We start from the raw sequence: 13864 nt of genomic DNA, 5'->3' as shown, positions 1-13864 counted from the left end.
CTAACAGCGACGCGTGTCAGGAGCGTTGACTTGCCGATACCCGTGTCACAGCATGAGCGCGCCGCTACCGACTGGTTGGTACGACCTGTGTGGAGGTCCTCGTGCCCAGCGTGTCCCGAGCCGTGTCCCGCCCCGTGCTCCGCAGGTCCCTCGCCCTGCTGGCCGGCTCCGCCCTCGCCGCGCCGCTCTTCCTGACCGCCCCCGCGGTTGCCGCCGCCGACCCGTACACCGTCAGTTCGCTGAAGGTCACCGTCCGGGCCGGAGAACGCAATTGCACCCTGGACGCGGATGTCTACCGCCCGGCCGGAGCCGACGCCGCCCACCCGGTGCCCGCCGTGCTGACCACCAACGGCTTCGGCGGCAGCAAGGCGGACGGCTCGACCGACGCCCTCGCCAAGGCCTTCGCCGCCCGCGGCTATGTGGCGCTGGCCTACTCCGGGCTCGGCTTCGGCAAGACCGGCTGCCCGATCTCCCTCGACGACCCCGGGATCGACGGCCGGGCGGCGAGCGGGCTGGTCGACCTGCTGGCCGGTGCCCGTACGGCCGACAACGGGACACGGGTCGACTATGTCGCCAAGGACGGCGCACGCGATCCGCGGGTCGGCATGATCGGCGGCTCCTACGGCGGCGCGATCCAGCTGGCCACCGCCGCCGTCGACCACCGGGTCGACGCGCTGGTGCCGCTCATCACCTGGAACGACCTCTCCTACTCCCTCGACCCGAACAACGCCGGCCGTACTCACGGTGTCACCGGCCCGCTGCCCGGCGCCTACAAGTGGCAGTGGACGAACGGGTTCTTCCTGATCGGTGAGGCGCAGGGGCTGCTGCATCCGCAGCTCGACCCGTCGCGCACCGGCGGTTCCGGCTGTCTGCACTTCGTCGCGCGGGCCTGTGAGACCAAGCGGCTGCTGGATTCCGGAAAGTACCCGGCGGAGAAGACCGATGCCGTGCTCCGTTATGTGCGCAGCGTCTCCCCGGTCTCGTATCTGCCGTCGGTCACGGCGCCGACGCTGCTCGTGCAGGGCCAGAACGACAGCCTGTTCAACCTCAACGAGGCCACCGCCACCTACCGGACCCTCGCCGCGCGGGGCACCCCGGTCAAGATGATCTGGCAGGCATGGGGACACAGCGGCGGGATGAAGAAGCCGGCAAAGGGGGAACTCAACCTGGCGCAGGGCAATCTGGACACCAGTTACGTCGGACAGCGGATCCTGGCGTGGTTCGACCGCTATCTGCGGCACCGGACGGCGACCGCGACCGGCCCGGCCTTCGCCTATTACCGGGACTGGGTGACCGAAGGGTCCGCCTACGCCACCTCGCCCGCCTTCCCGGCGGGCGGCACCCGGCGGCTCTATCTCTCCGGGGACGGCAAGCTCGTCGGCCACCGTGGTGCGGTGGCGCGCGGCAGCCGCGAGTACCGCAATCTGCGGACGGCCACCAGCCACTCGGAGAGTTCGCTCGCCGGGATGCTGGGGCTGCCGGACGTGGCGCCGTACGACGCCAGGGGCACCTACCTGGACTGGACGTCAGCGCCGGTGGCGGGCGGGCCGGTGGACGTGGTGGGCGCGCCCAGGGTGACCCTGAAGGTCGTCTCACCGCGGGCCGAGCGGGCGCAGAAGTCCTCGGACGCGGCCGACCGGCTGGTCCTGTTCGCCAAGCTCTACGATGTCGCGCCGGACGGCAGGAAGACGCTGGTGCACCGGTTGGTGGCCCCGGCCCGGGTGCCCGATGTGACCCGGCGGTTCACCGTGGAACTGCCGGGCATCGTGCACCGTTACGAGCCGGGGCACCGACTGCGCTTCGTGATCGCCGCGAGCGACGACGCCTATGCGGGCAATCGCGGCGTGAAGCCGGTGACGGTCACCAGTACGCCCGAGGACACCGGGGTCCTCGAACTGCCCGTCACCCAAGGGGTGTTGCGGTAGCGGATGGGGTGGATGCCGTAGGGACAAGTGGAGGGGCGGAGCGTCTCGGGCACGCCACAGGCGCCGGGTGTCAGCCGGAAGCCGTGCGCGTCAGCCGGGGCGTCCGCGAGGGGGGCTGCTCAGTCGTCCGTGACCGTGATGGCCTGCACGGGGCAGGCGCGGGCGGCTTCCCGCACCAGCGGGTCGCCCGCGCCGTCCTCACGGCCGGGCAGCAGCGCACTGAAACCGTCGTCGTCCTGGGTGAAGACCCCCGGCGTGGTCAGGGCGCACTGGCCGGCGCCGATACAGCGGTCGGTGTCGATCGCGATCCGCATTCCGGACCCCTTTCTCTGGTCTGCCGTCCTGGCTGCTACCAGGCCAGCGGCAGTTCGATCATGCCTTGCAGAGTGTCTCCGGCCTTGAACGGAATCTCCGCGGCCGGCACGGCGAGCCGCAGCTCCGGGATCCTGGTGAACAGCGAGCGCAGCGCGATCTCCATCTCCGCGCGGGCGAGGTTCTGCCCCAGACACTGGTGGATCCCGAAGCCGAATGCCACGTGATGGCGGGCCGAACGGCCGAGGTCCAGCTCGTCCGGTGCCGGGTAGGCGGCATCGTCCCGGTTGATCAGCGAGGTGGGGAGCAGGACCCCGTCGCCGGCGCGGATGAGCTGTCCGCCGATCTCGATGTCCGCCGTCGCCACCCGCAGCAGGCCGTCCGCGATGGACAGGAACCGCAGCAGCTCCTCGATGGCGGCCGGCATCAGACCCTCGTCGGCCTTGAGCTGCGCCAGCTGCTCGGGGTGCTCCAGCAGGGTGAAGGTGGCGAGCGAGATCATGTTGGCGGTGGTCTCATGCCCGGCCACCAGCAGGATCATGGCGAGCCCGGCCAGCTCTTCACGGGTGAGCGCGCCGGTCCGCAGCCGGTCCGCGATCAGCTCGTCCAGCAGCCCGTCGCCCGGGTTCTTCTCCTTGGCGGCGATCAGCCCGGTGAAGTACTCCTCCAGCTTCAGCCGGGCGTCCTCCGCTTCCCCGGCCGATCGGCCGCGCAGGATACGGCGGGACTCCTCCTCGAAGAACTCATGGTCGGCGTACGGGACACCGAGCAGTGCGCAGATCACCATCGAGGGGACCGGCAGGGCGAACGCGGAGACCAGCTCGGCGGGCGGGCCCTGGTCCAGCATCCGGTCGAGCAGCCCGTCGACGACACGCTGGATCTCCGGACGCAGCGTGGCGGTCCGCTTGAGGCTGAAGCTGGGGATCAGCATCCGGCGCTGGGTGTTGTGCTCCGGGTCGTCGACCCCGATCAGCGGTGCCCGGCCCCGGCGGATGGCCGCGAAGCGTTCGAACGGGACCGGGAAGGCCGGGTTCTGCCGGTCGGCGGAGAGCCGCTGGTCGGTCAGCAGCGCCCGTGCCTCGGTGTGGCCGGTGACCGCCCACACCGTGCGGCCGTCGTAGAGCGTGACATGGGTCAGCGGGCCGGCCTCGCGCAGTGGCTGATATGCGGCGGGCGGGTGGTAGGGACAGGTGCGGTTCTGAAAGTAGGGGATGGCTTCAGTCACGAAATTCCTCCCTTACGAGTCTCGAGTGGCTCGAGTTGCTCGTGTGTGAGATGGCAACGCTGTGGCGCGCCGTGTTCGCCGCGCCGATCTCACCTCATGCCTCGGATGCCGGGTATGTCTACGCGCAGTTCGGCCAACTTCGTGCAGGAAAGGCCGTGTTCGGCCCGCTCCGCTCCGTTCCACGGCTGGGCGAGGGGGCGAGCGCGCCGTCCGGAGAGCGGTCGCGGGCGGCCGGGTCACCCTCGGCACGGTCGCCCGCCTCACCGCACCGGTGGCCCGGGGCTGACCGGGCGGATCACCTACGGCGGTCCGCCCGGACTGCTGGCGGCCGGGCTCCCGGTGCTGCCGCTGGCCCGCTCGGTCGCGGTCTGCGCGCTCGCGGCGGCCGAGCTGGCCGCCCGCCGCGACGGCGGTCCGCTGCCCGCCGTCCACGTCGACGACGGCGCCGTTGCCACCGCCTTCGTGCGGTCTGCGTACGATCTTCCGGTGACGAGCAACGACCGCTATCTCGCGCGCGGCCCGCGGGTGGGTATCCGGCACTTCACCGCCGCCGACCGGGAAGAGTTCACCGCGCTGGCGCGGGAGAGCGCGGAGCTGCACCGCCCCTGGCTCTTCCCGCCCACCACGGACGCCGCGTACGACGGCTATCTGCTGCGGCTCCAGGAGCCGCAGCGCGAGGGCTTCTTGATCTGTGAGGCGGCCGGTGGCCGGATCGCCGGCTACCTCACGGTCAACAACATCGTGCACGGCGCGTTCCGCTGCGGCGCGATCGGCTACGGCGCCTTTGCGCACGCCGCCGGCCGCGGGCTGATGAGCGAGGGCCTGCGGCTCGTGGTGCACCACGCCTTCACGGAGCTGGGGCTGCACCGGCTGGAGGTCAACATCCAGCCGGCCAACGAGCTGTCGATCGCCCTGGTCAAACGGGCCGGGTTCCGGCTGGAGGGATTCTCCCCGGACTTCCTCTTCATCGACGGCGCCTGGCGCGACCACGAACGCTGGGCGATCACCGCCGAGATGGTCTCCGGGCGGACAGAGTGATTCGATGTCCGCATGACCATCGACTTCCACCGCACCGTGCCGGTCTTCCGGATCTTCGACGTCGCCAAGGCCCATGAGTTCTACCTCGACTACCTCGGCTGCACGGTCGACTGGGAGCACCGCTTCGAGCCCGGTATGCCGCTCTACACCCAGGTGTCGCGCGGCGATCTCGTGCTGCATCTGTCGGAGCACCACGGCGACGCGACGCCCGGCTCCACGGTGTACGCCGAGCTGAGCGGGGTGCGCGCGCTGCACGCCGAGCTGGCCGGGAAGGACTACCCGTATCTGCGGCCCGGTCTGGAGCAGGACGAGATCGGGACCTCGCTCACGCTGACCGATCCCTTCGGCAACCGGTTGCGGTTCAACGAACCCGGCGCCGCCGCGGAGCCGTCCGACGGGGCCCCGGCTACCGGGACTTGCGGTTGATCTTCATGGTGTGCTTCGCCCGGGACCCGGCCGTCAGCCCGTCCCACTTGCCACGGACGATCACTCGGTAGGCGTGCTGGGGCGTCATGGGTGCCGACTTCCGTTCTGCCTGCGCCAATGAGCCGAAGTACCAGGCTATTTCGCCGGGTCTCCCCGGGCCTCCCCATTTCCGGTGCGGCTGTGTGACGATCACCGTATGCGCCGTACCGTACTGATCGATGCCCCCTCCAACCTGGGGCTGCGACCGCCCGCGCCCGGCACCGTTCCCGGCTGCTACAAGCTCGCGGGCGCACTGCGTGAACAGGGACTGCTGCGCCGGCTCGGTGCGCTGGAGGGCGGTGTGGTGGTGCCGCCGCGTTACGACCTGGGGGAGTGGAAGGAGGGCGACGGCGACTTCAACGCCGCCGCCATCGCCGCCTATACGGGCCGGCTCGCGACACGCATCGAGGGGCATGTGGGCAGTGGTGACTTCCCGGTGGTGCTGGGCGGTGACTGCAGCATCCTGCTCGGTGCGGTGCTCGCGCTGCGGCGGCTGGGGCGCTACGGCGTCGCCTACCTCGACGGGCACGGCGACTTCCGGCACCCGGGCAACACGGCGGTCTCCGGCCCGGTCGGGGCCGCGGCCGGCGAGGGTCTGGCGCAGATCACCGGACGGGGCCAGGCGGACCTCACGGACCTCGACGGGCTGCGGCCGTACGTCCGCGACGAGGATGTGTGCGCCCTCGGCATCCGCGATGTGGACGAGGACCAGGAGGAGCTGACCGGCCTCGGCATCAGCCACGTCCCGGTCGGCGAGATCCGGCAACGCGGCCCGGAGGCGGTCGCCCGCGACGTCCTCACTCACTTCCAGCACCCCCCGCTCGACGGCTTCTGGATCCATCTCGACGCGGATGTCCTCGACCCGTCCGTCATGCCGGCCGTCGACAGCCCCGACCCCGACGGACTGCTCACCGGTGAACTCCGGGCGCTGCTCGGCCCGTTGGCCGCCTCACCGCGCTGCGTCGGTATCAACGTGACCATCTACGACCCGGACCGCGACCCCGAAGGGACCGGTGCGGCGCTGCTCGCGGACCTCCTTGAGGGTGTCTTTGCGCAACCCTGACCTCGCCCGGCATCGCGCAGCCCTGTGCAGAGCGGCGATCACGCGGTTCCATGGTCAACAGGAGGCCGCCGCAGCCGGGGTGGCCCGGTCCAGCATTGCGAGGCAGCCGTGGCCACCCGTGTGCGACGCACCACCCTGACCCTTCCCGCCGCTCCCCTCGGCCCGGACAGCCCCCTCCCCGCGCTGCGCGCCGGCCACGACCCGCACCGCATCGAGGTCCCTCAGGACGCCGGTCTGCCCGCCGACATGGCGCGGCAGATCGGCTGGGCACCGCTGCGCTCGATCCTGCCCGCCCCGCTGCGCGACGGCTACGGCCGGGCCCGCCGGAGCACCGACCTCGATGCGCTGGTCATCGAGAACGACCGGCTGCGCGCCACCGTCCTGCCCGGCCTCGGCGGCCGGGTGTACTCCCTGCACCACAAGCCCAGCGACCGTGAACTCCTCTACCGCAACCCGGTGTTGCAGCCCGCCGCCTTCGCCCTCAACGGCGCATGGTTCTCCGGCGGAATCGAGTGGAACATCGGCGCCACCGGGCACACCACCCTCTCCTGTGCCCCGCTGCACGCCGCCCGTGTCCCGGCGCCGGACGGCGGGGAGATGCTGCGGCTGTGGGAGTGGGAGCGGCTGCGCGATCTGCCCTTCCAGGTGGACCTGTGGCTGCCCGAGGGGTCCGATTTCCTCCATGTGGGCGTGCGCATCCGCAATCCGCACCACCACACCGTGCCGGTCTACTGGTGGTCCAATACCGCCGTGCCCGAAGGCGAGCGCACCCGTGTCCTGGCCCCCGCCGACGAGGCCTGGCACTTCGGCTACGCACGGACCCTGCGCCGCGTCCCGGTCCCCGAATGCGACGGCACCGACCGCAGTTACCCCCTGCGCAGCACCTACCCCGCCGACTACTTCTACGACGTGCCCGACCGCGCCCGCCGCTGGGTCACCTCCCTCGACGCGGACGGCCGCGGGCTGGTGCAGACCTCCACCGACACCCTGCGCGGCCGCAAGCTCTTCCTGTGGGGCGCGGGGCGGGCCGGGCGGCGCTGGCAGCAGTGGCTCACCCAGCCGGGCACCGGCGGCTACGCCGAGATCCAGGCCGGTCTGGCCCGTACCCAGCTGGAGCATGTGCCGCTGGATGCCGGCGGCGAGTTCACCTGGCTGGAGGCGTACGGGCCGCTGGCCACCGACCCCGCGACGGTGCATGGCGCGGACTGGGGTGCGGCCCGCGAAGAGGTCGCCGCCCGGCTGCAGGCCGCCCTGCCCCGGACGGACGTCGAGGCCGCGTATGCCGCCTGGCTGCCGTATGCCGACCAGGAACCGAAGGAGTCGCTGGCCACCGGCTCCGGCTGGGGCGCACTGGAGGCGGCCCGCATGGGCCTGGATCTGCCCGGTACGCCCTTCGGCCCGGCCACGCTGGGCGCGGAGCAGGAGCCGTGGCTGACGTTGCTGAGGACCGGGGACCTGCCGGCCGGTGGCCCCGTACCCGGACCGGTGCTGACCGCGCCCGCCTGGCGCGATCTGCTGGAGTCCGCACCGTCCGGCCCGTCCACCGACTACCACCTGGGGCTCGCCCAGTGGCAGGCCGGCGACCGTGCCCAGGCGGTCCGCAGCTGGGAGCGGGCCGTTGGGCACGGCGCCGGCTGTCTGCCGCTGTACTGCCTGGCCGTTGCCGAGTCCACGGCGGGCGATCCGGCCCGCGCCGCCGACCGGTATGCGCAGGCCTGCGCCGAGGCGGTCCGGGCGGCATCGGCACCGGACCCGGCCGCACGGGCCTGGCGGGTGGTGCTGCCGGCGCTCGCCCGGGAGGCGGTGCCCGCGCTGCTCGCGGCCGGCCGTACCGATGAGGCCGCGCAGCTGCTGGCGGACCTGCCGCCGGCCGACCCGGCCGACGGCCGCTTCCGGTTGCTGACCGCACAGGTGCTGCTCGCCCAGGGCCGGCCGGCCGCGGCCCGGGAGATCTTCGAGGCCGGCTTCGAGATCGCAGGTCTGCGGGAGGGCGACGAGGTGCTCGGCGACACCTGGTACGCCATCGCCGAGCAACTGGTCGCGGGTGGCGGCCCGGTCACCGAGGAGGTCCGCGCCGCGGCCCGGTCCGCGCATCCGCTCCCGGAGCGCTACGAGTACCGGATGCGGCCGCTGGGCGAGCAACCTCGGCCCGCAGCCGGACACCGGCAGTCTCAAAGGTGACCTCGCCGTCCTGCTCCGGGACAAGGCGGAAACGCTGGAGGGCCCCGGCGGACGGCTGCTGACGGGCAGGAGCAAGGGCGTCCGGGAAGGGCCGCAGCGGTGACCGGCGTTGAGGGCGGCCTCTCCGCGCGCCTCGTACGCCATCTCGGTGACCGTCCGCGCCACATCTCGGTGAACGTCCGTGCGACCGTGGAATGAACCCCGGCCGTTCACGCGTTGTAGCGGATCATGAAGGCAATCATCGCAAACAGCTACGGCGGCCCCGAGGTCCTCGCCTACACCGACCACCCCGATCCGAAGGTGGGTCCGGACTCGTTCCTGATCCGGGTCAAGGCGGCCGGGGTCAATCCGGTGGACTGGAAGATCGTCGGGGGGTATCTGGACCCGATGATGGACGGTCACTTCCCGCTCATCCCCGGGTGGGATGTGGCCGGCGTGGTCGAGGCGGTCGGCGCGGACGCCACCGAGTACGCGATCGGCGACGAGGTCATCGGCTATGTCCGCAAGGACGAGGTCCAGCACGGCACCTTCGCCGAGCTGGTCGCCGCGCCGGTCAGGACCCTGGCACCCAAGCCGGCGTCGCTCAGCTGGCAGCAGGCCGCGGGGCTTCCGCTCGCCGGACTGACGGCCTATCAGGCACTGGGCCGGGTCGGTGTGACGGCGGGCGAGACCGTTCTGGTGCACGCCGCCGCGGGCGGCGTCGGCTCGCTCGCCGTCCAGATCGCGGTCGCGCAGGGAGCGCGCGTCATCGGCACGGCCAGCGAGCGCAATCATGAGTTCCTGCGCTCCCTGGGCGCCGAGCCGGTGACATACGGCGACGGCCTCGCCGGACGGGTGCGCGAGCTGACGCCCGAAGGCGTCGATGCGGCTGTGGACTTCGTCGGCGGTGGCGTCGTGGACGTCTCGCAGGAACTGCTCAAGGACCGCGGCCGGGTGGCCTCCATCGCCGACGGCGAGGTGAAGGCGAAGGGCGGCCACATGGTGTGGGTCCGCCCGGACACCGCCGACCTGACCGCCCTCGGCGCGCTCGCGGACGCCGGCAAGCTGACCGTGCCGGTCGCGTCGGCCTTCCCACTGCCCGAAGCGGCCGAGGCGTTCCGGCAGAGCATGACGGGCCGGACCCGCGGCAAGATCGTGCTGGATGTTTCCTGAGGCGGGAGCTGTGCGGCGTCCAACGGGGCGCCGTTGGCGGCAGGCCGAAGCTGCTCAGCGCAGTACGGCCGCCAGCAGGTCGGCGCCCAGCGCCGTCAGATCGGGCAGATTGAGGGTGTAGCGGACGTAACGACCGTGCCGACGGGCCGTGAGCAGGCCCGCGCGGCGCAGGACCGTGAGGTGGCGGGACACCTCCGGGGGTGAGAGTTCCCAGGCGTGGGCCAGCTCACGGGTGGTGTGCGGGCCGCGGGCCAGGGCGCGCAGCAGCCGCAGCCGTACCGGATGGGCGAGTGCCTCCAGCCGTCGTGTGACCGTTTCCAGCGATACCGGCTCTGCGGGACTCGGCTCGGCCACGGGGTACTGCACCACCGGCTGCCACCCGGGTGTGTGGACCGCCACCAGGTGCGGGCGGCCGAAGACACTGGGGATGAAGGTGACCCCGGTGCCGTGGGCCGCGGTCGCCTTGTCCAGCAGCTTGTCCACGATGATGCAGTCGCCGTCCGGTGCCAGGGTGACGGCGTCGGAGACCGAGGCGAGTGCCGCCCCGATGCCCTGGCGCTTGAGCAGGTCGTTCTTCAGGCGCAGGTCGGTGGCGAGCTGCACGACGACGCCCGCCCAGGCGGCGTCGAAGAAGGCCTCGGCGCACTGTTCGAGAGTGTGGCGCACCCGCGCCCGCACAGCGGCCGGGTCCGCGAGCAGCCGTTCCGCGAAGGCCTCTTGCCGCGCGCCGCGGGCCTGGGCGAGGTCCAGGGCCCGCTCGCGCGCGCTCGCGTCGGTGAGCGGCGACGGCGCGGCGAAGCGGCCCCGGCTGCTGCCGCACGTGGTGACGAGGGCGGCGGTCACATACGTGTCGTCGTCGATCCGGTCCACGTCGTCCAACTCCTCGGCGAGGGTCGGCCGGGGCCGGGCGGGGATCAGGAAGTCGGCCTGTGAGGAACGCCAGAGGAACTCCGCCTCCCGCAACCGCTCGGCCGGCTCCGGCCGCAGTCCGGCCCAGACATCCGCGGCCCAGCCGGCGAGCTGCGGATGATGCCCGGGTTCGGCCAGCACATGCAGCATGGCGGTCAGCTCGGCCAGCGGGGAGGCGGTGAACCGCAGCCGCTCGGACGGCAGGCCGCTGATGTCGATCCTCAATGTCACCCCCTCATCATCACGGACCGGTTGGCCGCCGACGGCGTCGATTGACGGTGTCCGTCAACCCACGGAGCCGGCCCGGCGGCCGAACCCACCGTTGACGCCATGGCAACCACCACCAAGATCCAGCCCCGCGCCCTCGTCCGGGCCTCCGGAGGCCCCCGCTATGCCGTCGCCCTGGCCGTGGACGCGCTCGGCACCGGCCTGCTGCGGCCCTTTCTGCTGCTCTACGGGGTGACGGTGCTGAGGCTGTCCGCGCCGGTCACCGGCACCGCCATGACGGTCGGCGTCGTCGTGGGTCTGGTGTGCATGCCAGCGGTGGGCCGATGGCTGGACCGGGGCGCACGCAGCACGGTCGTGGCCGCGTCGATGCTGGTGCGGGTGCTGGGCGTGGCGCTGCTGCTGGCCGCCCCGGCGGGGCACGTCTGGCTGTTCGCGGCGGCGGCGCTCTTCCTGGGCATCGGCAACCAGGCCTGGCCGGCCGCCCATGCGGCTCTGGTGGCCACGGTCGCCCACGGCCGGGACCGGGACGCCGCTCTCGCGGGCGGCCGCGCCCTGCGCAACGCCGGCCTGGGCGTGGGCGCGCTCCTTGCCACCGCCTGCCTGACGGGCGGCACCACCGCACTGCAGGCGCTGGCAGCCGTCACCGGGCTCGCCTATCTCGTTGCGGCGGCCTTGGCATGGTCGGTCCACCTGCGCGCGCAGCCGGCCGGCACCCCGGCCGAGGACAGGGACGACGACGGGCCCGCACCCCGGATGCGCGGGCTGCTGGCCGCCAACGTGCTCTACGTCTTCTGCCTCAACGTCCCCGAAATCGCGCTCCCTCTGGTGCTGGTGACACAGCTGCACGCCTCCCCGGTGTGGTCGGCGGCCATCTTCGTGGCCAACACGGTGCTGGTGGTCACCCTGCAGGTTCCGGTCACCGTCCTGATGTCCCGCTTCCGGCGGCGGACCGTGCTGGCTCTCGCCGGCGTGGTACTCACCGTGTCCTACCTCGGCTTCCTCGCGGCCACCTCGCTGGGACACGGCTGGGGTGCCCCGGCCGTCGCCATGGTGTCCGTGGTCTGCACTCTCGGCGAGATCATCTACGCCGGCAGCGCCACCGCGCTCGTCACCGCCCTCGCCCCGGCCCATGTCCTGGGACGCACCCTCGCCCGCTTCGAACTCTCCACGGGCTTCGGCCTCGCCGTCTCCCCGGCGGCCATCACCGCTCTCGCACCCCACGGCCCGGCCGCCCTCTGGGGCAGCCTCGCCGCTGCGACGCTCGTCTCCGCCGCCGTCGTCGCCCACTGAGCCGGATCCGGCGGGTGAAGTGCAACGGAACAGCCGTTGCCACCGAGAAGGACCGGGGAACGCGGCTCAGCGGTTGCTGCCGCCGGCCGCGAGCAGGCGCATGAACTCGGCAATCGCTGTTGGCGACGGTGTGCAGCAGCGGCGGACGCAGCCGGCTGTGCGGAGCCCGCCAGAGACCGGCACGGCCACCGGACGTCGCACGGTCACCGGGGCGCCGGGGCTACCCACAGAGGGTGGTGTCGAGGAGGGTCAGGACATCGCGCGGGCCCTGCTTGGTGGGCGGTCCGTCGGCGGTGACGGCGACCGTGACGGCGCGGCCGTCATCGGTGACACCGGTGCGTGTGCCGTAGCCGGGGATGTCCCCGCCATGACCCCACGCCAGCCCGCCGCAGCTCAGCGGCGTGCTGGTCACTCCCAGCCCGTACCGGACGCCGGACCCGATACCGGCACTCTCGGGGACCCTGACGGTGGTGCGCATCTGGGCGAGCTGCGCGGGCCGGAGCAACGTGCCGTCGAGCAGGGCGGTGAAGAAGCGGTTCAGGTCGCCCGGGGTGGAGATCACCTGCCCGGCAGCCCATCCCCAGGAGGGGTCCAGTTCCGTGATGTTCTGCAGCGGTCTCCCGGGCTTCACGGCGAAGTAGCCCTGGGGGTGCGCTTCCCGGATGCTCTCGTCGCCCGCGCCGGGGAAGTAGGTGTGGCGCAGCCCGGCCCGGTCGATGACCCGCTGCGTGATCTGCTCGGCGAGCGGGCGGCCGGTGACCTTCTCGATGAGCAGACCGGCCAGGAGGTAGTTGGTGTTGCTGTACGCCCATTTGGTACCGGGAGCGAACAGCGCCTTGTGTGCCAGCGCAGTGTCGAGCAGGGTGCGGGGCTGGACGTAGGTGTGGCGCTCCTTGCCGGTGGGGTCGCCCATGAAGTCGGTGTAGTCGGGCAGTCCGCTGGTGTGCTGCAGCAGTTGGCGTACCGTGATGCGGCGGCCGTCGATGCCCCCGCCGCGCACCAGGCCCGGCAGATACTGCTCGATGGGGGCGTCGAGGGCGACCTTGCCCTCGCCGGCCAGCTGCAGGACAACCGTGGCGGTGAACGCCTTGGTATTGCTCGCCGCCCGCACCTGCCCGTCGACCGGCACCTTCGCCCCGGTCCGCACATCCGCGACACCGGCGGTGAAGTGGTGGATGCGCCCGTCACGGCCGACGGTGGACGCCAGGGCGGCGGGGTACCGGTCCTCGTGCACCAGACGGTCCAGCCCCTTCCGCACGGCATCCGCGGAGCCGTCGGCCTGCGTCGCGGACGGGGGCAGTGCCGCGCCCACCGCCAGCGCGGCGGCCATCACGGCCGTCATCGCGATCACCCGCCGCCGCCCGGACACCGAGAGGCGCACCCGCGGAACCTGACCAGCGCGATCGAGCATGGGGAACCTTCCTTGTGCACCCGGCCGGGCACCTCGCGAATCCGGACCCGCTCAGCCTGCACGTCCAAGATCCACTGAACCATCCGGACAGCGGGTCCCTGCACAGTAGGGGTAACCCCCCGGCCTCGGGCAGCCGTTCACACCCCGCACCCGCCGCACGCCCCGCAGCCTCGCACGATCCCTCCAGCGCACGGACGCCCCGGACGTCACGCCCCGGCACGGGCCGTCGGGCTGCTGCGCGGCGGCCAGGCCGGCTGAAGAGGCCCCTCCGGAAGACAGGCCCTAGCCCTCCCCGTCCTGCTTCCGGTCCACGTACTCGAAGATCGAACCGTCCGGGTGGCGGGCCACCAGATTGCGGCCGATCGGTGTGGGCAGGGGGCCGGCGATGATGTCCGCGCCGACCGCCTTCAGGTCGGTCACCGCGTCGTCCACGTCCTTGACGGCGAGGGTCGCGGTGATCTTCCGCAGCACCGACAACTCCGCCTCGGGGCCGCTCATCAGGAAGAAGCACCCGACGGCCGCGACCGCCACCCCGCCGCGCTGGAAGCGGATGGCCTCGGCACCGGTCAGCCGTTCGTAGACGCCGATCGCGGAATCGAGATCACCGACGCACACCCGCAATGAGGTCCCCAGAATGTCCATACGGGCCACCCTAGTTGGGGGGC

The 13864-nt window shown here is 72.3% G+C and carries 12 protein-coding genes; 7 read left to right on the top strand and 5 right to left on the bottom strand.

Going from position 1 to position 13864, the window contains the following annotated elements; translation table 11 throughout:
• Positions 1 to 110: 110 nt before the first annotated feature.
• Positions 111 to 1925, top strand: coding sequence for a CocE/NonD family hydrolase (locus tag AB0C46_RS08690; protein WP_362827019.1), 1815 nt, complete (start codon positions 111 to 113; stop codon positions 1923 to 1925).
• Between the two features lie 119 nt (positions 1926 to 2044).
• Here AB0C46_RS08690 and AB0C46_RS08685 read toward each other — a convergent pair whose 3' ends face one another.
• Both AB0C46_RS08685 and AB0C46_RS08680 read right to left on the bottom strand, forming a co-directional pair.
• A complete protein-coding gene (locus tag AB0C46_RS08685; RefSeq protein WP_362826812.1) occupies positions 2045 to 2239 on the bottom strand; it encodes a ferredoxin in 195 nt (64 codons plus the stop codon).
• Positions 2240 to 2274: 35 nt separating this feature from the next.
• Positions 2275 to 3462: a cytochrome P450 gene (locus tag AB0C46_RS08680; RefSeq protein ID WP_362826810.1), complete on the bottom strand. Its 1188-nt coding sequence runs from the start codon at positions 3460 to 3462 to the stop codon at positions 2275 to 2277.
• A gap of 486 nt (positions 3463 to 3948) precedes the next feature.
• Here AB0C46_RS08680 and AB0C46_RS08675 point away from each other — a divergent pair, with 486 nt between their 5' ends.
• From AB0C46_RS08675 to AB0C46_RS08655, 5 genes are all read left to right on the top strand, one after another.
• On the top strand, positions 3949 to 4500 hold the full coding sequence (locus AB0C46_RS08675; RefSeq protein ID WP_362827018.1) for a GNAT family N-acetyltransferase: 552 nt from the start codon (positions 3949 to 3951) through the stop codon (positions 4498 to 4500).
• Positions 4501 to 4512: 12 nt separating this feature from the next.
• Positions 4513 to 4926, top strand: coding sequence for a glyoxalase superfamily protein (locus AB0C46_RS08670; RefSeq protein WP_362826809.1), 414 nt, complete (start codon positions 4513 to 4515; stop codon positions 4924 to 4926).
• A gap of 196 nt (positions 4927 to 5122) precedes the next feature.
• Positions 5123 to 6028, top strand: a complete 906-nt coding sequence (locus AB0C46_RS08665; RefSeq protein ID WP_362826808.1) for an arginase family protein — start codon at positions 5123 to 5125, stop codon at positions 6026 to 6028.
• Positions 6029 to 6136: 108 nt separating this feature from the next.
• A complete protein-coding gene (locus AB0C46_RS08660) occupies positions 6137 to 8209 on the top strand; it encodes a DUF5107 domain-containing protein (protein ID WP_362826807.1) in 2073 nt (690 codons plus the stop codon).
• A 228-nt stretch (positions 8210 to 8437) separates the two neighbouring features.
• Positions 8438 to 9361, top strand: coding sequence for an NADP-dependent oxidoreductase (locus AB0C46_RS08655; RefSeq protein ID WP_362826805.1), 924 nt, complete (start codon positions 8438 to 8440; stop codon positions 9359 to 9361).
• 54 nt (positions 9362 to 9415) lie between these two features.
• On the opposite strand, the gene AB0C46_RS08650 is transcribed toward AB0C46_RS08655, so the two are convergent.
• Complete coding sequence (locus tag AB0C46_RS08650) at positions 9416 to 10501, bottom strand: helix-turn-helix domain-containing protein (RefSeq protein ID WP_362826803.1); 1086 nt, start codon at positions 10499 to 10501, stop codon at positions 9416 to 9418.
• 99 nt (positions 10502 to 10600) lie between these two features.
• Here AB0C46_RS08650 and AB0C46_RS08645 point away from each other — a divergent pair, with 99 nt between their 5' ends.
• Positions 10601 to 11788 carry an MFS transporter gene (locus AB0C46_RS08645; RefSeq protein WP_362826802.1) on the top strand — a complete coding sequence of 396 codons (1188 nt, stop codon included), beginning with the start codon at positions 10601 to 10603 and terminating at the stop codon, positions 11786 to 11788.
• Positions 11789 to 12008: 220 nt separating this feature from the next.
• On the opposite strand, the gene AB0C46_RS08640 is transcribed toward AB0C46_RS08645, so the two are convergent.
• Both AB0C46_RS08640 and AB0C46_RS08635 read right to left on the bottom strand, forming a co-directional pair.
• Entirely contained in the window at positions 12009 to 13199 is a 1191-nt protein-coding gene (locus AB0C46_RS08640; protein ID WP_362826801.1) for a serine hydrolase domain-containing protein, read from the bottom strand.
• 282 nt (positions 13200 to 13481) lie between these two features.
• On the bottom strand, positions 13482 to 13841 hold the full coding sequence (locus AB0C46_RS08635) for a VOC family protein (protein ID WP_362826799.1): 360 nt from the start codon (positions 13839 to 13841) through the stop codon (positions 13482 to 13484).
• Between the last annotated feature and the right edge of the window lie 23 nt (positions 13842 to 13864).

Source organism: Streptomyces sp. NPDC048637, from assembly GCF_040650675.1.
Taxonomy (GTDB): Bacteria; Actinomycetota; Actinomycetes; order Streptomycetales; family Streptomycetaceae; genus Streptomyces.
Note: the sequence above shows the minus strand (reverse complement) of the source record. Positions and strands in the feature narration are given on the sequence as shown.